This is a genomic window from Limimaricola litoreus (assembly GCF_024159025.1).
In the GTDB taxonomy this organism is placed as follows: Bacteria; Pseudomonadota; Alphaproteobacteria; order Rhodobacterales; family Rhodobacteraceae; genus Limimaricola; species Limimaricola litoreus.
In genome coordinates, this window is record NZ_JAMYXC010000049.1 from 57816 (window position 1) to 80295 (window position 22480).

24 protein-coding genes and 1 pseudogene are annotated in these 22480 nt (G+C 68.1%); 16 read left to right on the forward strand and 9 right to left on the reverse strand.

Annotation, left to right across the window (positions count from 1 at the left end):
* Nucleotides 1-107 precede the first annotated feature (107 nt).
* Genes NHG85_RS04170 through NHG85_RS04180 form a run of 3 tightly spaced genes read left to right on the forward strand, consistent with a single transcriptional unit; the run spans nt 108 to nt 1554 of the window.
* The gene (locus tag NHG85_RS04170; protein WP_253330095.1) at nt 108-761 is read left to right on the forward strand and encodes an alpha/beta hydrolase; all 654 of its coding nucleotides are present in this window, start codon (nt 108-110) and stop codon (nt 759-761) included.
* The gene (locus NHG85_RS04175) at nt 761-982 is read left to right on the forward strand and encodes a hypothetical protein (RefSeq protein WP_253330097.1); all 222 of its coding nucleotides are present in this window, start codon (nt 761-763) and stop codon (nt 980-982) included. The genes NHG85_RS04170 and NHG85_RS04175 overlap by 1 nt, the downstream gene beginning before the upstream one ends.
* The gene (locus NHG85_RS04180; RefSeq protein WP_253330099.1) at nt 979-1554 is read left to right on the forward strand and encodes an HD domain-containing protein; all 576 of its coding nucleotides are present in this window, start codon (nt 979-981) and stop codon (nt 1552-1554) included. Before NHG85_RS04175 ends, NHG85_RS04180 begins: the two co-directional genes overlap by 4 nt.
* Before the next feature lie 42 nt (nt 1555-1596).
* Here the strand turns inward: NHG85_RS04180 and NHG85_RS04185 are convergent, their stop codons facing one another.
* Nucleotides 1597-1989 carry a DUF4112 domain-containing protein gene (locus NHG85_RS04185; RefSeq protein ID WP_253330101.1) on the reverse strand — a complete coding sequence of 131 codons (393 nt, stop codon included), beginning with the start codon at nt 1987-1989 and terminating at the stop codon, nt 1597-1599.
* Between the two features lie 151 nt (nt 1990-2140).
* Between NHG85_RS04185 and NHG85_RS04190 the strand changes: the two genes are divergently transcribed.
* From NHG85_RS04190 to typA, 5 genes are all read left to right on the forward strand, one after another.
* Nucleotides 2141-3352 (forward strand): NADP-dependent isocitrate dehydrogenase, encoded by a 1212-nt coding sequence (locus NHG85_RS04190; RefSeq protein WP_253330102.1) that lies wholly within the window; start codon nt 2141-2143, stop codon nt 3350-3352.
* A 14-nt stretch (nt 3353-3366) separates the two neighbouring features.
* Nucleotides 3367-3699: a hypothetical protein gene (locus NHG85_RS04195; RefSeq protein WP_253330104.1), complete on the forward strand. Its 333-nt coding sequence runs from the start codon at nt 3367-3369 to the stop codon at nt 3697-3699.
* A gap of 40 nt (nt 3700-3739) precedes the next feature.
* Complete coding sequence (locus tag NHG85_RS04200) at nt 3740-4351, forward strand: YitT family protein (RefSeq protein WP_253330105.1); 612 nt, start codon at nt 3740-3742, stop codon at nt 4349-4351.
* A gap of 11 nt (nt 4352-4362) precedes the next feature.
* Nucleotides 4363-4692 carry a DMT family transporter gene (locus NHG85_RS04205; RefSeq protein ID WP_253330106.1) on the forward strand — a complete coding sequence of 110 codons (330 nt, stop codon included), beginning with the start codon at nt 4363-4365 and terminating at the stop codon, nt 4690-4692.
* 117 nt (nt 4693-4809) lie between these two features.
* The gene (typA, locus tag NHG85_RS04210; protein WP_253330108.1) at nt 4810-6627 is read left to right on the forward strand and encodes a translational GTPase TypA; all 1818 of its coding nucleotides are present in this window, start codon (nt 4810-4812) and stop codon (nt 6625-6627) included.
* Nucleotides 6628-6699: 72 nt separating this feature from the next.
* Here the strand turns inward: typA and NHG85_RS04215 are convergent, their stop codons facing one another.
* The 4 genes from NHG85_RS04215 to recA form a co-directional block, all read right to left on the reverse strand.
* Nucleotides 6700-7080, reverse strand: coding sequence for an MOSC domain-containing protein (locus NHG85_RS04215; protein ID WP_253330110.1), 381 nt, complete (start codon nt 7078-7080; stop codon nt 6700-6702).
* An 89-nt stretch (nt 7081-7169) separates the two neighbouring features.
* Nucleotides 7170-7454 carry a DUF1330 domain-containing protein gene (locus NHG85_RS04220; RefSeq protein WP_253330112.1) on the reverse strand — a complete coding sequence of 95 codons (285 nt, stop codon included), beginning with the start codon at nt 7452-7454 and terminating at the stop codon, nt 7170-7172.
* Nucleotides 7451-10126 (reverse strand): alanine--tRNA ligase, encoded by a 2676-nt coding sequence (gene alaS, locus NHG85_RS04225; RefSeq protein ID WP_253330114.1) that lies wholly within the window; start codon nt 10124-10126, stop codon nt 7451-7453. The genes NHG85_RS04220 and alaS overlap by 4 nt, the downstream gene beginning before the upstream one ends.
* 138 nt (nt 10127-10264) lie before the next feature.
* A complete protein-coding gene (gene recA / locus NHG85_RS04230) occupies nt 10265-11344 on the reverse strand; it encodes a recombinase RecA (RefSeq protein ID WP_253330116.1) in 1080 nt (359 codons plus the stop codon).
* Between the two features lie 175 nt (nt 11345-11519).
* Here recA and NHG85_RS04235 point away from each other — a divergent pair, with 175 nt between their 5' ends.
* Entirely contained in the window at nt 11520-12116 is a 597-nt protein-coding gene (locus NHG85_RS04235; RefSeq protein ID WP_253330118.1) for a gamma-glutamyl kinase, read from the forward strand.
* Between the two features lie 6 nt (nt 12117-12122).
* Here the strand turns inward: NHG85_RS04235 and NHG85_RS19950 are convergent, their stop codons facing one another.
* Nucleotides 12123-14645, reverse strand: coding sequence for a cation:proton antiporter (locus NHG85_RS19950; RefSeq protein ID WP_253330120.1), 2523 nt, complete (start codon nt 14643-14645; stop codon nt 12123-12125).
* A 501-nt stretch (nt 14646-15146) separates the two neighbouring features.
* Here NHG85_RS19950 and NHG85_RS04245 point away from each other — a divergent pair.
* Nucleotides 15147-15614 carry a lytic transglycosylase domain-containing protein gene (locus NHG85_RS04245; protein ID WP_253330121.1) on the forward strand — a complete coding sequence of 156 codons (468 nt, stop codon included), beginning with the start codon at nt 15147-15149 and terminating at the stop codon, nt 15612-15614.
* Between the two features lie 4 nt (nt 15615-15618).
* Nucleotides 15619-16566: a glutaminase gene (locus tag NHG85_RS04250; protein ID WP_253330123.1), complete on the forward strand. Its 948-nt coding sequence runs from the start codon at nt 15619-15621 to the stop codon at nt 16564-16566.
* A gap of 56 nt (nt 16567-16622) precedes the next feature.
* Here NHG85_RS04250 and ndk read toward each other — a convergent pair whose 3' ends face one another.
* Nucleotides 16623-17045, reverse strand: a complete 423-nt coding sequence (ndk, locus tag NHG85_RS04255) for a nucleoside-diphosphate kinase (protein ID WP_253330141.1) — start codon at nt 17043-17045, stop codon at nt 16623-16625.
* Nucleotides 17046-17325: 280 nt separating this feature from the next.
* On the opposite strand from ndk, the gene NHG85_RS04260 reads away from it, so the two are divergent.
* The 4 genes from NHG85_RS04260 to NHG85_RS04275 are packed head-to-tail and all read left to right on the forward strand — an operon-like array spanning nt 17326 to nt 20929.
* Nucleotides 17326-19173, forward strand: coding sequence for an ABC-F family ATP-binding cassette domain-containing protein (locus NHG85_RS04260; protein WP_253330125.1), 1848 nt, complete (start codon nt 17326-17328; stop codon nt 19171-19173).
* Nucleotides 19170-19691, forward strand: a complete 522-nt coding sequence (locus tag NHG85_RS04265) for a GNAT family N-acetyltransferase (protein ID WP_253330127.1) — start codon at nt 19170-19172, stop codon at nt 19689-19691. Before NHG85_RS04260 ends, NHG85_RS04265 begins: the two co-directional genes overlap by 4 nt.
* A complete protein-coding gene (locus tag NHG85_RS04270) occupies nt 19688-20335 on the forward strand; it encodes a MarC family protein (RefSeq protein WP_253330129.1) in 648 nt (215 codons plus the stop codon). Before NHG85_RS04265 ends, NHG85_RS04270 begins: the two co-directional genes overlap by 4 nt.
* A gap of 15 nt (nt 20336-20350) precedes the next feature.
* Nucleotides 20351-20929, forward strand: coding sequence for a retropepsin-like aspartic protease family protein (locus NHG85_RS04275; protein WP_253330131.1), 579 nt, complete (start codon nt 20351-20353; stop codon nt 20927-20929).
* A 7-nt stretch (nt 20930-20936) separates the two neighbouring features.
* Here NHG85_RS04275 and NHG85_RS04280 read toward each other — a convergent pair whose 3' ends face one another.
* Both NHG85_RS04280 and NHG85_RS04285 read right to left on the reverse strand, forming a co-directional pair.
* Complete coding sequence (locus NHG85_RS04280; RefSeq protein ID WP_253330133.1) at nt 20937-21398, reverse strand: DNA polymerase III subunit chi; 462 nt, start codon at nt 21396-21398, stop codon at nt 20937-20939.
* Between the two features lie 4 nt (nt 21399-21402).
* Nucleotides 21403-22398 (reverse strand): annotated as a pseudogene (locus NHG85_RS04285) (leucyl aminopeptidase); the annotation flags it as partial.
* Between the two features lie 11 nt (nt 22399-22409).
* Between NHG85_RS04285 and NHG85_RS19800 the strand changes: the two are divergent.
* Nucleotides 22410-22480 (forward strand): FAD-dependent thymidylate synthase (locus NHG85_RS19800; RefSeq protein ID WP_370362970.1); only part of this gene is annotated, 71 nt, incomplete at its 3' end.

Here is a 22480-nt window from a genome sequence, read left to right on the forward strand (position 1 = left end):
CCTGCAGCCGCTCCGATGCCTCGGCCTTCGGAGTTAGAACCGTTCTAAGGTGCCATAGGGTTTCTGTCAAGAAACTGTCTCACGCACCGCAGCCGCAAGGGACGTCCATGCCCGAAGTCATCTTCCCCGGTCCCGAGGGCCGGCTCGAAGGCCGCTACCATCCGCAAAAGGACCGCGATGCGCCGATTGCCATCGTGTTGCATCCGCATCCGCAGTTCGGCGGCACGATGAACAACCGGGTGGTCTACAACCTGCACTATGCCTTCTACGAGATGGGCTTCACGGTGCTGCGCTTCAACTTCCGGGGCGTAGGTCGCAGCCAGGGCGAATACGACCAGGGCGTGGGCGAGCTGTCGGATGCGGCCTCGGCGCTCGACTACCTGCAGTCGATGAACAACAACGCCAAGCACTGCTGGGTCGCGGGTTTCTCCTTCGGCGCCTGGATCGGCATGCAGCTTCTGATGCGCCGCCCCGAGATCACCGGTTTCATCTCGGTCGCGCCGCTTGCCAACATGTACGACTTCTCCTTCCTCGCGCCCTGCCCCTCCTCGGGGCTGATCATCAACGGCTCGGCCGACCGCGTGGCGCCGCCCGCCGATACGGTGGGGCTGGTCAACAAGCTGCACGAGCAGAAGGGCATCACCATCACCCATGAGGTGGTCGATGGCGCGGGCCACTTCTTCGAGGATCCGCACATGGACACGCTCGTCGGCTCGGTGAAGGGCTATGTCGGCCGCCGGCTGACCGAGAACACCCGCTGATGGGGATCACCGAGGATCTCGCCGACGCGCTGGCGCGCGATGCCATCGCCGCGGCCGAACGGCTGGGCGACGACGAGGTGATCTCCGAGGTGTCCGAGGCGCTCGGCGCCTCCTCAACCACGACGCAGGAGGCCTATCTCACCGCGGTGCGCGTACGCCTTGCCGAGCAGCGCGCGCGGCGGCTTCTGGACGAACGCCTGCGGCGCGGCGCGTCCGCATGAGCCGCCTCGACGCGCAGCTGGACTTTCTCGCCGAGGCCGACCGGCTGAAATCGGTGCTGCGCGCCACGACGCTGCACGACGCCTCGCGCCGCGAGAACTCGGCCGAGCACAGCTGGCACGTCATGCTGCACGCGCTGGTGCTGGCCGAGCACGCCGCGCGCCCCGTCGATGTCTCGCGCGTGATGACCATGCTCTTGCTGCACGACCTCGTGGAGATCGACGCGGGCGACAACCCGATTCACGGCGATCACGACCCGGCCGAGCAGGAGGCCCGCGAGCAGGCCGCCGCCGAACGGATCTTCGGGCTGCTGCCAGAGGATCAGCGCGACGGGCTGCGCGCGATCTGGGAGGAGTTCGAGGCGGCGCAGAGCGATGACGCGGTCTTTGCCAAGTCGATCGACCGGGTGCAGCCCGTTTTGTCGAACCTCGCCACCGATGGCGGCACATGGCCCGAATACAAGGTCACCGCCGAACAGCTGGAAACCCGCGTCGGCACCAAGGTCTCGCGCGGCGCGCCCGCGCTCTGGACCGGGCTGGCCCAGAGGATCGACGCCTGGTTCTCCGGGCGCTGATCCCCTTCATCTTTCTTCAAATACGCAGATCGCGCCGCCGCCTCAGCGGCGCGGCGTCACGTCGCGCGCGCCCGTCGCCGCATCCATCTCCAGGTGCTCGCGCAGGATCGCCGCGTTGCGCAGGTTCGCCTTGAACCCGAAGTCGATCAGATCGCCGATGACCGGGACGGAGCCCACCACGTAATCCACCCCGGTGTTCAGCGCCATCTTCCCGATTTTGCGGCGCGGCACGCCGAGCTGATGCGCGCGCCACACCAGCCAGGCCGAGGGGGCGAGAGAGATGGTGTCGCCGATGCCGGGGATCAGACCGAGCAGGCTGTCGTAGCCGAAGCGGAAGCCGAACAACCTGAACCGCGCATCCATGAGATGCGCCATCCGGTCGAGCCGGGCCAGTTCCTCGGCGTGGCGAATGCGTCCTGTCGTGTCCTTCGGCATGGTCGGGCTCCTTGCTGTCGCCTCCCAACACGCAAGACGGCGCATGGTTCGGCGCGGGCTTTGACCGTATACGAGTGTATGCCGCCTTCCAAAGCGGCGCGAGACGCGCTATGCCCCGGCCCGAGACAGTATAATCAACGCGGAGGCCCCCGTGACCAAGATCAAAGTCGAAAATCCGGTCGTCGAGCTCGACGGCGACGAGATGACCCGGATCATCTGGGACTTCATCAAGCAGAAGCTGATCCTGCCCTATCTCGACATCGACCTGAAGTATTACGACCTCGGCATCGAGGCGCGCGACGAGACCGACGACCAGATCACGGTCGACGCGGCCCACGCGATCCAGAAATACGGCGTCGGCGTCAAATGCGCGACGATCACCCCCGACGAGGCCCGCGTCGAGGAGTTCGGGCTCAAGCGCATGTACCGCTCGCCCAACGGCACGATCCGCAACATCCTCGGCGGCGTCATCTTCCGCGAGCCGATCATCTGCCGCAACGTGCCGCGCCTCGTTCCGGGCTGGACCCAGCCGATCGTCGTCGGCCGTCACGCCTTTGGCGACCAGTACCGCGCCACCGACTTCCGCTTCCCCGGCAAGGGCAAGCTGACGATCAAGTTCGTCGGCGAGGATGGCGAGACCATCGAGAAGGAGGTCTTCGACGCGCCCTCCTCCGGCGTCACCATGGCGATGTACAACCTCGACGATTCGATCCGCGACTTCGCCCGCGCCTCGATGAACTACGGCCTGACCCGCGGCTGGCCGGTGTACCTGTCGACCAAGAACACGATCCTCAAGGCCTATGACGGCCGCTTCAAGGATCTGTTCCAGGAGGTCTACGACGCCGAGTTCGCCGAAGACTTCAAGAAGGCCGGCATCACCTACGAGCACCGCCTGATCGACGACATGGTCGCGGCGGCGATGAAGTGGTCGGGCGGCTACGTCTGGGCCTGCAAGAACTACGACGGCGACGTGCAGTCCGACACCGTCGCGCAGGGCTTCGGTAGCTTGGGCCTGATGACCTCGCAGCTGATGACGCCCGATGGCGCCATCGTCGAGGCCGAGGCGGCGCACGGCACCGTGACGCGCCACTACCGCCAGCACCAGCGCGGCGAGCAGACCTCCACTAACTCGATCGCCTCGATCTATGCCTGGACCGGTGGCCTCAAGCACCGCGCCAAGCTCGACGGCAACGAGCAGCTCAAGACCTTCGCCGAGACGCTCGAGAAGGTCACCGTGCAGGCGGTCGAGGATGGTCACATGACCAAGGACCTCGCGCTGCTCGTCGGCCCCGATCAGAAGTGGCTCACCACCATGGGCTTCCTCGAGAAGATCGACGAGTACCTCAACAAGTCGCTCGCCTGAGCGCCATGCGCCTGATGCGCAAGTTCAAGCTGATCGCGGCGGCCCTCATCGGGGCCGCCGTTCTCGTACCCGTGGCGCGCGACCGCATGGCGCCCGAGCGGCTGCCCACGGCCGATCACTGCATCTCGCCGCAGCGCACCAACCAGTGCGACGCCGATCTCGTGGTCCAGTCCGAAACCGGCAAGGGCCGGATCTGGCTGCCGCCCGGCCGCGCCCTGCCGCGCGACGCGCGCGCGCCGTTTCACGCCTGTGAGATCCCCAACCTGCCCGCCGAACTGCCGCATCGCTTCATTCCCGGCGCCACGGTCTGGGGCTGCGAGCTGCCGCCACGGCTGCGCGGCGGCTGAGGCGCTGGACAGGTCAGGCATCCTGCCCTAAGTGGCGGCCATGCGCAGCACCTCCACCCCCACCCGCCACTCCGCCCTCGAGGATCTCCAAGGCCTCGGCATCGGCATCTTCGCCTGCAGCCTCGGCCTTCACGTGCTCACCCATGTCGGGCTGATCACCGGGCAGACGGCGGGGGTGGCGGTGATCATCTCCTATCTCACCGGGTGGTCCTTCGGCGCGGTGTTTTTCGTGGTGAACCTGCCGTTCTACTGGCTGGCCTGGGTCCGGCTTGGGCCGGAGTTCACGGTCAAATCGGTGATCTCGGTGACGCTTCTGTCGCTGGTGACCGAGGCCCTGCCCGGCCAGTTCACCATCGCGCATCTCGATCCCTGGCTCGGCGCGGTGATCTTCGGCGTTCTGGTCGGTCTCGGTCTCCTGGGCATGTTTCGCCACAACGGCAGCCTCGGCGGCCTGGGCATCGTGGCGCTGATCGTGCAGGACCGCTACGGCTTTCGCGCGGGCTACGTGCAGCTCGCGGCGGATGCGGTGATCTTCACGACCGCGCTGGCGCTGTTTGACCTGCCTGTCGTTCTGTGGTCGCTTCTGGGCGCCGCGATCCTCAACATGGTGATCGCCTTCAACCATCGCCGCGACCGCTACATCGCCACCTGAGGTGCCGCGTCATGCCCTGGATCGTCCTGTTCTTCGCCATCCTCTGCGAAACCATCGGCACCACCGCGCTCCATGCCAGCCAGCAGTTCACCCGGCTTGGCCCCTCGCTGGTCGCGGTGCTGGGCTACTGCCTGTCGTTCTACCTGCTGTCGATGGCGCTGCGCGAGATACCCGTAGGCATCGCCTATGCGATCTGGGCGGGGCTCGGGATCGTGCTCATCGCCGCGATCGGCTGGAGCCTGTTCGGCCAGAAGCTCGACGCGGCGGCGCTCGTCGGCATGTCGCTGATCCTGTCGGGCATCGTGGTGATCAACGTCTTCTCGGGCGCCAAGCCGCACTGACAGCCGCGCGCTGAGCGCTGAGCGCAAACCCGCCCTGACGCCGCATCGCGGCGACAAGACTAGCCATGGCGGCGTTTTTGCTGTAGAGGCGCGCTGACCCCTGAAAGAGTGAATTGAATGGATATCCGCAACATCGCGATCATCGCGCACGTTGACCATGGCAAGACGACGCTGGTGGACGAGCTGCTGAAACAGTCCGGCGCCTTCCGCGAGAACCAGGCCGTGTCCGAGCGCGCCATGGACAGCAACGACATCGAGCGCGAGCGCGGGATCACCATCCTCGCCAAGGCGACCTCCGTCGAGTGGGGCAACACCCGCATCAACATCGTCGACACCCCCGGTCACGCCGACTTCGGCGGTGAGGTCGAGCGGATCCTGTCGATGGTCGATGGCGTGGTGCTGCTGGTCGATGCCGCAGAAGGCCCGATGCCGCAGACCAAGTTCGTGACCTCCAAGGCGCTCGCTCTGGGTCTCAAGCCGATCGTGGTGCTCAACAAGGTTGACAAGCCCGACGCCGAGCCCGACCGCGCGCTCGACGAATGCTTCGACCTCTTCGCCAACCTCGACGCCGACGAAGAGCAGCTCGATTTCCCGGCGATGTATGCCTCGGGCCGCTCCGGCTGGGCCGACATGGAGCTCGACGGGCCGCGCAAGGACCTGACCGCGCTGTTTGACCTGATCGTCAAGCACGTGCCCGCGCCCAAGCAGCAGGCCGCCAAGTCCGAGCCGTTCCGCATGCTGGCCACCACGCTGTCGGCCGACCCCTTCCTGGGCCGCATCCTGACGGGCCGGGTCGAGAGCGGCACGCTGCGCGCCAACGAGACCGTCAAGGCGCTCTCGCGCAAGGGCGACAAGATCGAGCAGTTCCGCGTCTCCAAGATCCTCGCCTTCCGCGGCCTCGGCCAGCAGCCTATCGAAGCCGCCGAAGCCGGTGACATCGTGACCCTCGCGGGCATGTCCAAGGCCACCGTGGCCGACACGATCTGCGACCTGTCGGTCGAGGAGCCGATCCCGGCCCAGCCGATCGACCCGCCGACCATCACCGTGACCTTCGGCATCAACGACAGCCCGCTCGCCGGCCGCGACGGCAAGAAGGTGCAGTCGCGCGTGATCCGCGAGCGCCTGATGAAAGAGGCCGAATCGAACGTCGCGATCCGCATCGACGACACGCCGGGCGGCGACGCCTTCGAAGTGTCGGGCCGGGGCGAACTCCAGATGGGCGTGCTGATCGAGAACATGCGCCGCGAGGGCTTCGAGCTGTCGATCTCGCGTCCGCAGGTGATCTTCAAGGAAGAGGACGGCGTCCGCATGGAGCCGGTCGAGGAAGTCACCATCGACGTCGATGACGAATACACCGGCGCCGTGGTCGAAAAGCTCACCGGCGCGCGCAAGGGCGATCTCGTCGAGATGAAGCCCGCCGGCGCCGGCAAGACCCGGATCATCGCGCATGTCCCCTCGCGCGGCCTGATCGGCTATCACGGCGAATTCCTGACCGACACGCGCGGCTCGGGCGTGCTCAACCGGATCTTCCACGGCTGGACCCCGCACAAGGGCCCGATCCAGGGCCGCCGTCAGGGCGTTTTGGTGTCGATGGAAAACGGCACCACGGTCGCCTTCGCGCTGTGGAACCTCGAGGATCGCGGCAAGATGTTCGTGCATCCGCAGGCCGCCGTCTACGAGGGCATGATCATCGGCGAGCACAGCCGTGACAACGACCTCGAGGTGAACCCGCTCAAGGGCAAGAAGCTTACCAACGTCCGCGCCTCGGGCACCGACGAAGCCGTGCGCCTGACGCCGCCCATCGAGCTGAGCCTCGAGCAGGCCATCGCCTATATCGACGATGACGAGCTCGTCGAGGTCACGCCGAACGCGATCCGCCTGCGCAAGCGCTACCTCGATCCGCACGAGCGCAAGCGCCAGGCCCGCGCCAGCTGATCTCTCGGCACAAGACATGAAAACGCCCGGTCGGAACGAGCGGGCGTTTTTCGTACCATTGGCGATGCGGGTTCAGTCCACGCCAACCGCATCGCCCAGGCCGAGCCGCCCCGGCTCGACCACCTCCATGCACCAGCCGCCATGGCCACGCATCGCGTTGTAGCCCCCCGGCCCCAGCGCCGCCTCCATGCGCGAACACGGCGCGCAAGGCACCGAAAACCGCAGCACGGCACCGCCCACCCGCAGCAAGCGATGCCGCGCGGCGGTCAGGTTCAAACCGGAAATGACGATGTTGCGGCGCAGGGTTTCGGGGCCAACGGCATCGAGCCCGCTCAAGCTTGCTATGACGGGCAGATGCTCGGCCTGGATCAGCGTCACCGCCCGCTTGCCGGGCCTCGCGTGATCGCCTTGCAGCCCGTCCGCCTCGACCTCGGCCGTCTCGACGGCGCGCATCTCGCCCCGTCGCTCCGGGCGCAGGCCGATCCACTCGACCCGGCCCGCACGCGGAAAGCGTGAGGTGAGGCTGGCGACCGTCTCCAGCCTCAGGCCTCCTCGACGATGACCAGCTCGCGCTCGGCGGCACCCTTCGCGAAGCTCAGCGCCTCCTGATAGGCGTCCGAATGGTAGCAGTCATGCGCCGCCTGAAGGCTCGGGAAGCGCGCGACGACATTGCGCGGGCGATCCGGCCCTTCGAGCTGTTCGTAAGCCCCGCCCCGCACGAGGAATTCGCCGCCGTGATCGGCGATCGCCCCCGTCGCCCGCTTGGCATATTCCATGTAGGCCGCCTCGTCGGTGACCTTCACATGGGCGATCCAGAGCGCGCTCATGCCACGCCCTCAAGCGCCTGTGCCAACACCGCTTCGGCGGCCTTGATCGCGGCCTCGGCGTTCTCGGCGCTGGCGGCACCGCCCTGCGCCATGTCGGCGCGGCCGCCGCCGCCCTTGCCGCCCAGCTCGGCCACCGCCGCGCGCAGCAGGTCCACCGCCGAGACCTTGTCCTTCAGATCGTCGGTGACGCCCGCGGCCACCGCCGCCTTTCCGCCCGTGTCGGCGATGAGCAGCACCGCGCCCGAGCCGATGTGACCCTTGATCTGGTCGATCAGCGCCGGGAGATCCTTGCCAGTGACGCCCTTGAGCACCTGGCCCTGGAACTTCACGCCGCCGACCTCGACCGCCTGCGCGCCCGCACCGCCACCGCCGCCCATGGCGATGTCGCGCTTGAGCTGGGCGACCTCGTTGGCGAGGCGGCGGCGCTCCTCGGACAGCGCCTTCACGCGGTCGAGCACCTCCGCCACCGGCGTCTTGAGCACCTGCGCCACCTCCGAGAGCGTCTGCCCCTGCTGCGCGAGATGCTTGAGCGCCTCGCGGCCCGTGAGCGCCTCGACCCGGCGCACGCCGGAAGACGACGCGCTGTCGGCCAGAAGCACGAAGGCGCCGATGTCGCCGGTCTGGCGCACATGGGTGCCGCCGCACAGCTCGATCGAATAGGTCGCCTGATCGTGGCCCTTGCCCGAACCGTCGCGCTTGCCCATCGAGACGACGCGCACCTCGTCGCCGTATTTCTCGCCGAAGAGCGCCTGTGCGCCAAGCTCGCGCGCCTCGTCCGGGGTCATCAGCCGCGTCTCGACCGGGCTGTTCTGCCGGATCATCTCGTTGACCTCGTCCTCGATCTTCTCGATTTCCTCGGGCGTCAGCGCCGCCCCGTGGGAGAAGTCGAAGCGCAGCCGGTCATGCGCGTTGAGCGAGCCGCGCTGCACGACGTGATCGCCAAGTGCCGCGCGCAGCGCCTCGTTGAGCAGATGCGTGGCCGAATGGTTGGCGCGGATGCCGGTGCGGCGGTCGTGATCGACCTTGAGCTCAGCGCCCTGCCCCGGCGCCACATGCCCCTTGGTCACCTCGCCCACATGGACGAAGAGCCCGGCGATGCGGCGGCAGTCCGAGACGCGCACGAGGCCCGTTTCGGTGCGGATGGTGCCGGTGTCGCCGACCTGGCCGCCGCTTTCGCCGTAAAACGGCGTCTGGTTCAGAACGACCTGCACCTTGGTGCCTTCCTCGGCCTTCTCGATCTGATCGGTACCGGTCAGCACGGCAAGGATCTGGCCCTCGGCTTCTTCGGTGTCATAGCCCAGAAACTCGGTCGCGCCGTGCCGGTCGGCCAGATCATACCAATGATTGGCATCCGCCACCTCGCCCGACCCGGCCCATGCGGCGCGCGCCTTGGCCTTCTGCTCGGCCATGGCGGCGTCGAAGCCCTCGGTATCGACCGAGCGGCCCTTTTCGCGCAGCGCGTCCTGCGTGAGATCGAGCGGGAAGCCGTAGGTGTCATAGAGCTTGAACGCCGCCTGTCCGGGCAACGCCGCCCCTTCGGGCAGGCCCGCCAACTCGTCGTCCAAGAGCCGCAGGCCCCGGTCGAGCGTCTGGCGGAAGCGGGTCTCTTCGGCGCGCAGCGTCTCCTCGATCAGCGCGCGGGCCTGGCCCAGCTCGGGATAGGCCGCGCCCATCTCCTGCACCAGCGCCGGCACGAGCCGGTACATCAACGGGTCCTGCGCGCCGAGCTGGTGCGCGTGGCGCATGGCGCGGCGCATGATCCGGCGCAGCACGTAGCCGCGCCCCTCGTTCGAGGGCATGACGCCATCGGCGATCAGGAAGGAGGTCGAGCGCAGATGGTCGGCCACCACCCGGTGATGCATCTTGCCGTCGCCGTCCGGGTCGGAGGAGGTGGCATGCGCCGAGGCCTCGATCAGCGACCGCATGAGATCGGTGTCGTAATTGTCGTGCTTGCCCTGCAGGAGCGCGCCGATCCGCTCCAGCCCCATGCCGGTGTCGATCGACTGCGCGTCGAGATCGCGGCGCGTGCCGTCCTCGAACTGCTCGTATTGCATGAAGACGATGTTCCAGATCTCGATGAACCGGTCGCCGTCTTCCTCGGGGGAGCCCGGAGGGCCGCCCCAGATCTCGGGCCCGTGGTCGTAGAAGACCTCCGAACAGGGCCCGCAGGGCCCGGTCGGCCCCATCATCCAGAAATTGTCCGAGGTGGCGATGCGGATGATCCGCTCGTCGGGCAGGCCGGCGATCTTCTTCCAAAGATCGGCCGCCTCGTCATCGGTGTGGAACACCGTGACGAGGAGCTTGTCGGGGTTGAGGCCGAATTCCTTGGTCAGAAGCTCCCAGGAGTAGTGGATCGCCTCTTCCTTGAAGTAGTCGCCGAAGGAGAAGTTGCCCATCATCTCGAAGAATGTGTGGTGCCGCGCGGTGTAGCCCACATTGTCGAGATCGTTGTGCTTGCCGCCCGCGCGCACGCATTTCTGCGCCGTGACGGCTCGGGTGTAGTCGCGCGTCTCGACCCCGGTGAAGAGGTTCTTGAACTGCACCATCCCTGAGTTGGTGAACATCAAGGTAGGATCGTTGCGCGGCACCAGCGGCGAGCTGGGGACCGCGGCGTGCCCCTGCCGCTTGTAGAAATCCAGGAAGGTGGAGCGGATATCGGCGAGGCTTGTCATGACGTCTCCTTCGGGTCGCGGCGTAGACGTCCTATCCCCGGCCATGGGGCGCGTAAAGTCCCACGGCCCCGCGCCCCGCAAAGGAAAAGGGCCGGGGCATGCGCACCCCGGCCCTTCGGATCGTCGCCCGACGGCGGATCAGCCGTCGACGAGGCTGTCGTCGCTGCCGCCGTCATCGTCGGACATCAGGAATTCGAGCCCGTGCGCGGCGCGGATCTTGTCCTCGATCTCGGAGGCGATCTCCTTGTTCTCCTTGAGGAAGGTCTTGGCGTTCTCGCGGCCCTGGCCGATCCGCTGGTCGCCATAGGAGAACCAAGAGCCCGACTTGTCCACGACGCCCGCCTTGACCCCGAGGTCCAGCAGCTCGCCGGTCTTGGAGATGCCCTCGCCATACATGATGTCGAACTCGACCTGCTTGAAGGGCGGCGCGACCTTGTTCTTGACGACCTTCACGCGGGTGGAGTTGCCGACCACCTCGTCGCGGTCCTTGATCGCGCCGATGCGGCGGATGTCGAGACGCACGGAGGCGTAGAACTTGAGCGCGTTGCCGCCCGTCGTGGTCTCGGGCGAGCCGAACATGACGCCGATCTTCATCCTGATCTGGTTGATGAAGACGACCATGCAGTTGGAGCGCGAGATCGAGCCGGTGAGCTTGCGCATCGCCTGGCTCATCAGCCTTGCGTGCACGCCGACCGAGCTGTCGCCCATGTCGCCCTCGAGCTCGGACTTCGGCGTCAGCGCCGCGACCGAATCGACCACGACCATCGAGACCGCGCCGGAGCGGACCAGCGTGTCGACGATCTCGAGCGCCTGCTCGCCGGTGTCGGGCTGCGAGATCAGCAACTCGTCGAGATTCACCCCGACCTTCTTGGCGTATTGCGGGTCGAGCGCGTGCTCGGCGTCGACGAAGGCGCAGACGCCGCCCTTCTTCTGTTCCTCGGCCACCGCGTGCAGCGTCAGCGTGGTCTTGCCCGAGCTTTCGGGGCCGTAGATCTCGATGATCCGCCCCTTGGGCAGGCCACCGATGCCCAGCGCGATATCGAGCCCGAGCGAGCCGGTCGAGGTCGCCTCGATATCCGGGAAGCTGTTCTCGCCCCCCAGCTTCATGATGGAGCCCTTGCCGAACTGCCGTTCGATCTGGGCCAGGGCGCTGTCGAGCGCCTTTTGCCGGTCTGCCGTGCGCTTGTCGCTCATCTGGAGAAGATCTGCCATTGCCATTGTCCGCAATCCTTATCCCACACCCGCCACATGGCGGCAATCATTGCGTCGTTCATGTCTTGTTCACTACAGGAGATATGAGACCATAAGGGGAACATTGCAAGGGGAACCTGCCCCCAGTTTCCCTCTGAAGCGGTTAATGTAAGGTTACCACGATCACGTCACGGAGAGCGTCATGCTGGTATTCTGGAAAGAGCGCCTGATCCTTCTGGCGGTGCCCAAGACGGGCACCACCGCGATCGAGGGGGCGCTGGCGCCGCGGGCGCAGATGGTGTTGCGTGACCCGCCGCAGATCAAGCATGCGCCGCTCTACCGCACCCGCCGCTTCGTGGTGCCGCTGATCGAGGCGGCGGGCGGCGAGGGATTCGAGACGGTGGCGGCGGTGCGCGAACCGGTGGACTGGCTCGGCAGCTGGTGGCGCTACCGCCAGCGCGATGACCTGGCAGGCCATGCCAATTCCACCCGAGGCATCCCCTTCGAGGAGTTCGTCGATCAATACGCGCGGGGCAAGCCAGCCCCCTATGCCTCGGTCGGCAGCCAGGCGCGCTTCGTCGGCTGCGGCGAGGGCAGCATCGGCGTCGATCACCTGTTCCGCTACGAGGCGTTGGACAAGCTCGTGGCCTTTCTCGAAGAGCGGCTTTGCACCAGCATCGAGCTGCCGCGGCTCAACGTCTCGCCCGAGCACCCCATGGAGCTGCCGGACCACGTCGCCTCGAAGCTGCGGCGCAAGCGCGCGGCCGAGTTCGAGGTCTGGCAGGCGGCACGCGGCTAGACGCCACTAGACGGGCGGCTTGTCCTTCCCGCCCAGCGCGGCGGCGCGTTCGGGGTCGACGCCCCGCTTGATCGCGCTGTCGCGCACCGCCTTGCGCACCGCCGATGAACGCCGCATGAGACGCAAAAACCGCGTCTCGTCGAGCTCCAGCAGCACCCCATGGCTGAGCGCGCGCACCTCGGCGCGCCGCCGCTTGGGGCTCAGCAGCGCCAGCTGGCCGAACATCTCCCCCCGCCCGAGCCGCAGCCTCTGCCCGGCGGTCTCGATCTCGACCGCACCCGAGGCGATGAAACTCACCGTGCGGGCCGGGGCGTCGCGGCTCTGCAGCACCTCTCCCGCGGCGACGAAGCGCGTCACCAGCGCCTTCGACAGCCTTTGGCGGACCGCCTCGTCGAGATCGGCAAAGAGCGGGAACTGCTGCACCAGAACGGCCTTCTGCACCGCGAGATCGAGCTTGGGCCGCGCCTCGGCCTCCCCGCGCCGCGCCTCGATCTGCGCCAGCAGCGTCGCGTGCAGCTCAGGCCCGATCAGCCCGTCCTCGCGCAGGGCGGCGTATTCGCGCTCTTCGATGCGAAGCGCGGTGCGGCGGATGAAGCGGCGCTCCAGCTCCTCGGCATAGCCGGGATATTGCAGCCTGAGACCGTCGAGCGCCTGCGCCACCTGCTCACCCCTGCGTCCGATCAGCTCGTGCAGGAGCTCGGCCACGCGGCGCCCGTGGATGCGGCGGATGCGGCTGTCGATGAAACCGTCGAGATCGCGCAGCACCAGCCCCTGGGTCAGCAAAAGCTCGAACCGGTCGGCGGTGAGCCGCGCCAAGGGCCCCGAGATGTGCAGCCGGTTGTGCAGGAAGGCGGCAAGTCGTGTGGGCCCGCCCTGCCCGAGGCTTTGCCGCGCGGCGCGGCGATAGCCCGACCGACCGCCCGTGCGCGTCGTCTCGATCAGCCGGTCGGCCTCCGACAGCGCCCGCTCGGCCTGCCGGTTCGAGATCGCCCGATCCCGGAACAGTTCGAGAACATTCTCGCGCTCGGCCCCGGCCAGCGCGATCAGCCCGAGCGTGATCCGGTCGCTGTCGGAGATCGCGGCGCCCTCCTCGGCCTTCTCGACCGCCGCGTCGAGGCGTCCGGCAAAGCTCTTGGCCTCCGAGCGCACCGTCTCGCGCGTCAGCCCGTATTTCTCGGCCGCCTCGCTCACCGTCTCGCGCACGGTCTGAAGCGCCACGGCGACCACCTGCCGCGCCAATGCGGCATCGAGCGGCGAGAGCCTCTCCAGCCCCAGCCGCTTGACCAGCGGGCGCAGCGTGACGCCCTGCACGATCAGGGTGAACAGCGTGAAGCCGGTGGCGATGATGCCGGTGAGGCGGCGCACCTCCTCGGGTACGCGCAGGCTCTCGGTCACCGCCAGCGCCAGCGCCAGCGTGATCGCGCCGCGCAAGCCCCCCCAGAGGATCGCCACGCGGTAGGAGCGATCGACCGGGGGCGAAAGGCGCAGCCGCGTCAGCAGCGGCAAGAGCCCCCACAGGATCGCCACCCGCGCGCCCAGCGCCGCCAGCGTCACCACCGCGACCAGCGCGAAATCCTGCGCCCGCGCGCCATCGAGCAGCCGCGGGATCAAAAGCGCTGCAAGCAGGAAGATGAAGGCCCCGGCCCAATGCGCCAGCAGATCCCAGACCTCGCGCATGTTGGTCCAGGCCAGCGGCGAGAGCCGGCCGGGTGCGGCGAGGTTGAGCGTCAGCCCCGCCCCCACCACGGCGATCACGCCAGAAGCGCCGACCATCTTCTCGGCAACGATATAGGCGAGATAGGGCAGCGCCACCGAGATCGAGATCTGCGCCAGCGCGAACCGCCCCAGCCATCGCATCAGCCGCACCGCGACCTGCGCCATGGCCCAGCCCGTCAGCCCGCCCGCGCCCAGAAGCCATGGGAACTGCGCCAGCGCCGCCCCCATCTCTGGGTTCGGCACGCCGCGCATCACGAATCCCATGAACAAGCCGAACAGCGCGATGGCGGCGGCGTCGTTGAGAAGGCTCTCGCCTTCGATGATCCGGCCCAGACGGCGTGGGGCGGCGAGGTTGCGAAAGATCGAGACCACCGCCGAAGGGTCGGTCGTCGAGACGATGGAGCCGATCAGCAGGCAGGCCATCAGCGGCAGAACGCCGGTCAGGAACAGCGCGTAGCCCACGCTGAAGGTCGCCACCACCACGGCCACCACCGCCAGCGTCAGGATCGGCACCCAATCGTCGATCATCCGCCGCAGGTTCACCCCGAGCGTCACCTGGAACAGCAGCGTCGGCAGGAAAACGTAGAGAAACACGTTCGAGCGGATCGGCAGGTTCAGGATCGCCTCGGCCACCGGGTTGAGCGCATCGATGAGCTGGGAGTTGAGAAAGAACGCGGCGCCAGCGCCCGCCAGCAGGCCGACGCCCGCGAGGATCACGTTGAACGGCAGCCGCAGGCGCGCCGCGAGCGGCTCCCCCAACCCGATCAGCAGGAAGAATACGGCGAGGATGGCGGTGGCGATGACGATATCCATGGCCTTGCGATACAGGCTCGGCGCGGCATGGGGAATGGCCCCGATGCACGGCCTGAGCGAAGGCGGCGTATTCCCCGCCCGCGCCACGCGGAGGATGAAGCCCCCTGTCGCACAATCGGCACAGCGCCGCACCATCGGCGTGCGTTCACGTCCTCTTGAGGGACCCTCCGGCGGGGGCACCCGTTAAATTCGTGAAAGACCGCCCAAGCGGTGCCGCTTTCTCGCCCGGCTGCGAACGTCCTGCCTGCGCAGGCTCGAAGAATCGCAACCGGCAGCGCGAAGCAGCACCCTCAGGGGCGGCTCAGCGAAGGCCGCAGACAAGGAACGCGACATGCCGAGCAACACGCCGTCCAAGGACACCCCGATCCCGCAGCGCAAGGGCCAGCAATCCCCCTCGAAACCGATGTTCCGCGATTTCGCGGCGATCTGAGCCGCACCCTTTCGCGGCACGGCGCGGCGGGCTAGAAAAGATCGGGATTGCCTCCCCCACGGAGTTTCCCGATGCGTTACAGCCGCCGCGCCGCCCTTGCAGGCCTCATGGCCCTCGCCGCCTGCGGACGACGCCAGCCGCCGCCGCCGCCCGATCTCTATCCCAACGAGACGCCGCAGCTGCGCCGGCTCATCAACAGCTACGCCGATGCCTACAAGGTGCCGCGCGATCTGGTGCACCGCGTCGTGCAGCGAGAAAGCTCCTACAACCCGCGCGCGCGCAACGGCCCCTATTACGGGTTGATGCAGATCCTGCCCGCCACCGCGCGCACCATGGGCCACCGCGGCGCGCCGTCCGAGCTTTTGGATGCCGAGACCAACCTGCGCTATGCGGTCCGCTACCTGCGCGGCGCCTGGATCGTGTCGAACGGCAACCGCGACAAGGCGGTGCAGTGGTACGCGCGCGGCTATTACTACGAGGCGCGCGACCGCTGCCTTCTGGTCGAGACCGGCCTGCGCGACAGCGAAGTGAAGTGCTAGGGCCATGAGCGTCGCCGAGCCCGAGCGCCTGCGCGAGATCGTCGAAGAGATCTGCGATCACATGGCGCGGGAGACCGAGCGCGGGAAGGTCGCCGATTACATCCCCGAGCTGGCCAAGGTCGACGCGAATCGCTTTGCGCTGGCGCTGGCGCTGCCCTCGGGCGAGGTGATCGGCGGCGGCGACGCCGACACGCCCTTTTCAATCCAGAGCGTCTCCAAGGTCTTTGCCCTCGCCGTGGCGCTGGGCCGGATCGGCGATCAGCTCTGGAGCCGGGTGGGTCGCGAGCCTTCGGGCGATCCGTTCAATTCCATCGTGCAGCTCGAACACGAGCGCGGCCTGCCGCGCAACCCGTTCATCAACGCCGGCGCCATCGCGGTGACGGACGCCATCCTGTCGCGCTCCGAACCGCGCGAGGCGCTGGGCCAGATCCTGCAATTCGTGCGCTTTCTCGCCGATGACGACGACATCGCCATCGACCCGGCCGTCGCCGCCTCCGAGACCGTCTCGGGCTGGCGCAACGCGGCGCTGGCCAATTTCATGCGCGACTTCGGCACCATCGAGCGCCATCCCGAAAAGGTGCTCGGCACCTATTTCCACCAATGCGCCATTTCCATGACGCCGCGCCAGCTGGCGCTGGCGGGGCGGTTCCTCGCCTTCGACGGGGCGCTCGCGCCGGGCGGCGCGCGCGCCATAGCCCCCCGCATGGCGCGCCAGATCAACGCGCTGATGCTGACCTGCGGCCATTACGACGGTTCGGGCGAATTCGCCTTTCGCGTGGGCCTGCCGGGCAAGAGCGGCGTCGGCGGCGGCATCCTTGCCGTGGCGCCGGGGCGCGCCTCGATCGGCGCGTGGTCGCCCGGGCTCAATGCGGTGGGCAATTCGCAGCTGGCCTCGATGGCGCTCGAGATGCTGGCCGATCGCACCGGCTGGTCGGTCTTCGCGCCGAAGTAGCACGAAAAAGGCCCGCGCTCTCACGCGGGCCTTTTCCTCGGCTCGAAACGGCGGCTTCAGCCGACCAGTTCGAGGCCCGAGAAGAAGAAGGAGATCTCCTCCTTGGCGGTCTCGGGGGCGTCCGAGCCATGCACCGAGTTCTCGCCGACGCTCTCGGCGAATTCGGCGCGGATGGTGCCAGCGGCGGCGTCGGCGGGGTTGGTCGCGCCCATGACTTCACGGTTCTTGGCGATCGCGCCTTCGCCTTCGAGCACCTGCACGACGACCGGGCCGGACGCCATGAATTCGGTCAGCTCACCGAAGAAGGGACGCTCCTTGTGCACGGCGTAGAACTGGCCGGCCTGGTCCTGGGTCAGCTGGATGCGCTTTTGCGCGACGATGCGCAGGCCCGCATCCTCGAACTTGGCGTTGATCTTGCCGGTCAGGTTGCGCTTGGTGGCGTCGGGCTTGATGATCGAGAGCGTGCGTTCGGTGGCCATGATGTCCCTCATTTGAACAGGTTGCGGCAGGGGTCGCGCGGCGGCGATCCCGGTCGGGCTGCGCCCTAGCACGCGCGGCGCGGCCTGAAAAGCCGCTCCTCGCGCCCCAAGGCCCCGGTGGCGCGCCAAGGCCCCTGCCCAGGGATTTGCGTATTTGGAGAAAGATGAACCGAAGGGGCGCGCCTCTCTGGTTCATCTTTCTCTAAATACGCATGGCGCGGTGCACGGCCCCGGCGCCCGGCCCGTTGACCCGGGCGCCGGCTTCGGGCAAGCCGCTGCCATGTTGCGCATCACAGACATCTCATATTCCGTCGAGGGCCGACCGCTCCTCGAACACACCTCCGCCGTGATCCCGGCCGGCCACAAGGTCGGCGTCGTGGGTCGCAACGGCACAGGCAAATCCACGCTGTTCAAGCTGATCCGCGGCGAGCTCACGCTCGACACCGGCGAGATCGAGCTGCCGCGCGGCGCCCGCATCGGCGGCGTGGCGCAGGAGGTGCCGGGCAACGAGGTCTCGCTCATCGACACGGTGCTCGCCGCCGATACCGAGCGCGCGAGCCTGATGGCCGAGGAGGCGACCGACCCCTCCCGCATCGCCGAGATCCAGACCCGGCTTGCCGATATCGACGCATGGTCCGCCGAGGCGCGCGCCGCGACGATCCTCAAGGGGCTCGGCTTCACCCATGAAGAGCAGCTCATGCCCTGCTCCGCCTTCTCGGGCGGCTGGCGGATGCGCGTGGCGCTCGCCGCCGTGCTCTTTTCCGAGCCCGACCTGCTGCTGCTCGACGAGCCGACCAACTACCTCGACCTCGAAGGCGCGCTCTGGCTCGAGAACTACCTCGTGCGCTACCCGCACACCGTGCTGATCGTCAGTCACGACCGCGAGCTTCTCAACCGCTCCGTGGGCGGCATCCTGCACCTCGAAAACCGCACGCTGACCTACTGGTCGGGCAATTACGACCAGTTCGCCAAGTCCCGCGCCGCCCAGCGCGCCGTGCTCGTCGCAGCCAGCAAGAAGCAGGACGCCCAGCGCGCCCACCTGCAAAGCTTCGTCGACCGCTTCAAGGCCAAGGCGTCGAAGGCCAAGCAGGCGCAAAGCCGGGTCAAGATGCTCGAAAAGATGGAGACGATCCGCGTGCCCGAGGATGCGGCGCGCACCGTCTTCACCTTTCCCGAGCCCGAGGAGCTGTCGCCACCGATCATCGCCACCGAGGGCGTGAGCGTCGGCTATGATGGCAAGGCCGTGCTCTCCAAGCTCGATCTCAGGATCGACCAGGACGACCGCATCGCGCTTCTGGGTCGCAACGGCGAGGGCAAGTCGACGCTGTCGAAGCTGCTGTCGGACCGGCTCGCGCCCATGGGCGGCAAGATCATCCGTTCCAACAAGCTGCGCATCGGCTTCTTCGCCCAGCACCAGGTCGACGAGCTGCGCGTCGAGGAGACGCCGCTGCAGCACATCCAGCGCGCCCTGCCCGACGTGATGCCGCCCAAGCTGCGCGCGCGTCTGGCGGGCTTCGGCCTTGGCGCGGCGCAGGCCGAGACGGCGGTGGGCCGCCTCTCGGGCGGGCAGAAGGCGCGGCTGTCGCTGCTTCTGGCGACCATCGACGCGCCGCATCTGCTCATTCTCGACGAGCCGACCAACCACCTCGACATCGAAAGCCGCGAGGCGCTGGTCGAGGCGCTGACCACCTATTCGGGCGCGGTGATCCTGGTGAGCCACGACATGCACCTGTTGTCGATGGTCGCCGACCGGCTCTGGCTGGTGAAGGACGGGCGCGTCTCGGCCTACGACGAGGATCTGCCCGCCTATCGCAAGATGCTGCTGTCGGGCGACAAGCCCGCAGAGAAGCCGAAAGCCGAGAAGCCGAAAGCCGCCAAGCCCTCGCGCGAGGCGGTGCTCGCGCTCAGGTCCGAGGCCCGCAAGGCCGAGGAGCGGGTCAAGAAGATCAACGACATGCGCGACAAGCTGGCCAAGAAGCTCGCCGATCCGGCGCTCTACGAGGACACCCGCAAGGGCGAGCTCGAGACCTGGAACAAGAAATACGCCGAAGTCATGGAGGCGCTGGGCCGGGCCGAGGCGCTATGGATGGCGGCGCTCGAAAAGCTCGAACAGGCCGAGGCCGCGTGATCCGCGCCTTTCGCCCCGCGGACTGGCCGGCGCTGTGGGAGATCCTGCGCCCGATCATCCGCGCGGGCGAAACCTACTGCCTGCCCGTGGAGATGGACGAGGCCGCGGCGCGCGAGATGTGGCTCGGCCCGCCGACCACCCGCGTCAGCGTCGCCGAGATCGAGGGACGGATTCTCGGCACCGGCCACATGGGCCCCAACCGCCCCGGCCCCGGCGCGCATGTGGCCAATGCCAGCTACATGGTGGCGCCCGAGGCGCAGGGCCGCGGCGTCGGCCGGGCCCTGGTGCGCGATTCGCTGTCCTGGGTGGCGCGCGAGGGTTTTGCCGGGCTGCAGTTCAACGCCGTGGCCGAGACCAACCGCGGTGCGATCAAACTTTACCGTGATCTGGGCTTCGGGATTCTCGGCACCGTGCCCGGCGGCTTCGCCCATCCGCGCGAGGGCCGGGTCGGGCTGCACGTGATGTATCGCCCCGCCGATGAGGCGGACGCCGCGTTCGACAAGGAGATCACCGCATGATCGACATCGCCACCCTGGTGACCGCCTTCACCACCCTGTTCGTGATCGTCGATCCGATCGGCCTCGCGCCGCTCTTCGTCGCGATGACGGCGGGCATGACGGATGCGCAGCGGCGCAAGGTCGCGGCGCGGGCGCTGCTGACCTCGGCCGGGCTGATGCTGCTGTTTCTCGTGCTGGGCGACGCGGTGCTGCGCTTTGTCGGCATCTCGGTCCCGGCCTTTCGCATCGCGGGCGGCGTGCTCTTGTTCATCACCGCGCTCGACATGCTGTTCGAGCGCCGCCAGGCGCGGCGGCGCGACAACGCCGAGGAGGCGGTCGAGGCCGAGCCGGACCAGGACCCGTCGATCTTTCCGCTGGCCTTGCCGCTGATCGTCGGGCCGGGCGCGATCACCACGCTGATCCTGCTCACCGCCGAGGCGGGCCCCGCGGGCTACGCCGCGATCTACGGCGTGGCGCTGGCGGTGCTGGCCACCGTCTGGATCGCCTTCGCGCTTGCCGGGCCGCTGGCGCGGGTGATGGGGCCCGTGGGGCTCAACGTCATCACGCGGGTGCTCGGCATGCTGCTCGCGGCTCTGGCGGTGCAGTTCATCATCGACGGGTTGCACGGTTCCGGCTTCGGCCTGCCTTTCCCCGGCGCGAATTGACCCCATATGGGGGGGATGAGCCCCGATAACCTCGCCAGCCTCGCCTATCTCGGTCTCCTCGGCGCCGCCATCGCCGGGTGGTTCGTCGTGCAGCACCGCGACCGCCTCGGCCAGCTGGCCCAGCAGGCCGCGCTCTGGGCGCTGATCTTCGTCGGCGTCATCGCCGCCGCCGGGCTGTGGGGCGACATCCGCGACGACGTGACCCCGCGCCAGACCATGGTCGGCGCGCAGGGCATAGAGGTGCCGCAGGCGCGCGACGGGCATTACTATCTCACGCTCGACATCAACGGCGCGCCGGTCGAGTTCGTTGTCGATACCGGTGCCACCGACATGGTGCTGAGCCGCGAGGACGCCCGCCGCGCCGGGATCGATCCCGAAGAGCTGAACTATTTCGGCTCCGCCGTCACCGCCAACGGCACCGTGCGCACCGCGCGGGTCACGCTTGACAGCGTGGCGCTGGGGCAGATCGAGGACGAGGGGCTGGGTGCCGTAGTCACCGACGGCGATCTTTCGGCCTCGCTTCTGGGCATGGGCTACCTGCGCCTCTTCGGGCGGCTCGAGATCGAGGGCGGAAAGCTGATGCTGACGCGCTGAGCCGCGCTCAGCCTTCGGCCTTCTTGGTCCAGCGCCCGTTCTCCTGCGCCCAGTATTGCGCCGAACACCCCGCCCCGGTGAGCCGTTTCCACTGGCCACGCGCCGCCTGCACCGCCTCCTGGTCGAAGCCGTCGAACAGGATGCAGACCCGCTCGGCGGCCTGCACCTCGTCGGGTTGCGCCTCGGCCCCGTCGAGGCAGATCACGCAAGGCACGCCCGGCGCGGGTTCGCCCTCGGCGGTGAGCAGGATCGGCTGGGCCGCGTCCTGCGCGCCGCCCGCCCGGCCATGGGCCAGGAAACTCTCGGGCGGGCCCATGCGCCACAGGGCGGCATCGAGCCGGTCCATGGCGCGCGCGGCGCGGCCCCGGATCTCCACCCGCCAGCCCTGCTTGCCCGCGAGCTTGAGAAGCTGCGGCAGCAGCTCCTCGGCCGGGCCCTCGGTCAGGTGGTAGAAAAAGGCCGCGCCCATCGCCTCAGCCCTCGTAGCGGTCGGCCACGAGTCGGTTGAGCGCCATCACGCCCCAGCCGGTCGCGCCCTTGGGCCCGAGCGCCCAGTCGGATTTGAGCGACGCGGTGCCCGCGATGTCGAGATGGATCCAGGGCGTGCCCTCCTGTACGAAGCGCTGAAGGAACTGCGCCGCGGTGATCGAGCCGCCCTCGCGCCCGGTGCCGACGTTGCGCATGTCGGCGACGCGGCTTTTCAGCACCTTGTCATAGGCCTCGCCCATCGGCAGGCGCCACGCGCCCTCGCCCTCGGCCTGCGCCGCCGCCAGAAGCGCCTCGGCAAAGCCGTCCTCGTTGGAGAAGACGCCGGTGTGCTCATGGCCCAGCGCCACGATGATCGCGCCGGTGAGGGTGGCCAGATCGATCATGCCCGAAGGCTTGAACCGTTCCTGCGCGTACCACATCACGTCGGCCAGGACGAGGCGGCCCTCGGCGTCGGTGTTGATCACCTCGATCGTGTCGCCCTTCATGGAGCGGACCACGTCGCCCGGACGGGTGGCATTGCCCGAGGGCATGTTCTCCACGAGACCGACGAGGCCCACGACGTTGGCGCGGGCGCGGCGCAGCGCCAGCGCGCGCATCGTGCCGGCAACGGTGCCCGCGCCGCCCATGTCCATGGTCATGTCTTCCATGCCGCCCGCGGGCTTGAGCGAAATGCCGCCCGTATCGAACACCACGCCCTTGCCGACCAGCGCCAGCGGCGCCTCGTCGCCGCCGCCATTCCAGCGCATGACCACGACCTTGGAGGGGCTGACCGAGCCCTGGCCCACGGCGAGAAGCGCGCCCATGCCGAGCTTCGCCAGCTCGTCCTCCTCGAGGATCTCGACCTCGAGCCCCAGCTCCTGCATCGCCGCGAGGCGGGCGGCGAAGTCATCGGTGGTCAGCACGTTGGCGGGCTCGTTCACCAGATCGCGGGTAAAGGCCACCCCCTCGGCGATCGCGGCCATCGGCCCGGCTTTGCGCGCCAGCGGCCAACATCTACACGCAGTGGTACTGGAAGGTGGATCTGCACAACCTGTTCCACTTCCTGCGCCTGCGCGCCGATCC

Excerpts from the sequence above, each read along its gene's own strand:
- NHG85_RS04170 (WP_253330095.1), top strand. The coding sequence starts at position 108 with ATGCCCGAAGTCATCTTCCCCGGTCCCGAGGGCCGGCTCGAAGGCCGC.
- NHG85_RS04175 (WP_253330097.1), top strand. The coding sequence starts at position 761 with ATGGGGATCACCGAGGATCTCGCCGACGCGCTGGCGCGCGATGCCATC.
- NHG85_RS04180 (WP_253330099.1), top strand. The coding sequence starts at position 979 with ATGAGCCGCCTCGACGCGCAGCTGGACTTTCTCGCCGAGGCCGACCGG.
- NHG85_RS04185 (WP_253330101.1), bottom strand. The coding sequence starts at position 1,989 with ATGCCGAAGGACACGACAGGACGCATTCGCCACGCCGAGGAACTGGCC.
- NHG85_RS04195 (WP_253330104.1), top strand. The coding sequence starts at position 3,367 with ATGCGCAAGTTCAAGCTGATCGCGGCGGCCCTCATCGGGGCCGCCGTT.
- NHG85_RS04200 (WP_253330105.1), top strand. The coding sequence starts at position 3,740 with ATGCGCAGCACCTCCACCCCCACCCGCCACTCCGCCCTCGAGGATCTC.
- NHG85_RS04205 (WP_253330106.1), top strand. The coding sequence starts at position 4,363 with ATGCCCTGGATCGTCCTGTTCTTCGCCATCCTCTGCGAAACCATCGGC.
- typA (WP_253330108.1), top strand. The coding sequence starts at position 4,810 with ATGGATATCCGCAACATCGCGATCATCGCGCACGTTGACCATGGCAAG.
- NHG85_RS04215 (WP_253330110.1), bottom strand. The coding sequence starts at position 7,080 with ATGCGCGCCGTCGAGACGGCCGAGGTCGAGGCGGACGGGCTGCAAGGC.
- NHG85_RS04220 (WP_253330112.1), bottom strand. The coding sequence starts at position 7,454 with ATGAGCGCGCTCTGGATCGCCCATGTGAAGGTCACCGACGAGGCGGCC.
- alaS (WP_253330114.1), bottom strand. The coding sequence starts at position 10,126 with ATGACAAGCCTCGCCGATATCCGCTCCACCTTCCTGGATTTCTACAAG.
- recA (WP_253330116.1), bottom strand. The coding sequence starts at position 11,344 with ATGGCAATGGCAGATCTTCTCCAGATGAGCGACAAGCGCACGGCAGAC.
- NHG85_RS04235 (WP_253330118.1), top strand. The coding sequence starts at position 11,520 with ATGCTGGTATTCTGGAAAGAGCGCCTGATCCTTCTGGCGGTGCCCAAG.
- NHG85_RS19950 (WP_253330120.1), bottom strand. The coding sequence starts at position 14,645 with ATGGATATCGTCATCGCCACCGCCATCCTCGCCGTATTCTTCCTGCTG.
- NHG85_RS04245 (WP_253330121.1), top strand. The coding sequence starts at position 15,147 with ATGCGTTACAGCCGCCGCGCCGCCCTTGCAGGCCTCATGGCCCTCGCC.
- NHG85_RS04250 (WP_253330123.1), top strand. The coding sequence starts at position 15,619 with ATGAGCGTCGCCGAGCCCGAGCGCCTGCGCGAGATCGTCGAAGAGATC.
- ndk (WP_253330141.1), bottom strand. The coding sequence starts at position 17,045 with ATGGCCACCGAACGCACGCTCTCGATCATCAAGCCCGACGCCACCAAG.
- NHG85_RS04260 (WP_253330125.1), top strand. The coding sequence starts at position 17,326 with ATGTTGCGCATCACAGACATCTCATATTCCGTCGAGGGCCGACCGCTC.
- NHG85_RS04270 (WP_253330129.1), top strand. The coding sequence starts at position 19,688 with ATGATCGACATCGCCACCCTGGTGACCGCCTTCACCACCCTGTTCGTG.
- NHG85_RS04275 (WP_253330131.1), top strand. The coding sequence starts at position 20,351 with ATGAGCCCCGATAACCTCGCCAGCCTCGCCTATCTCGGTCTCCTCGGC.
- NHG85_RS04280 (WP_253330133.1), bottom strand. The coding sequence starts at position 21,398 with ATGGGCGCGGCCTTTTTCTACCACCTGACCGAGGGCCCGGCCGAGGAG.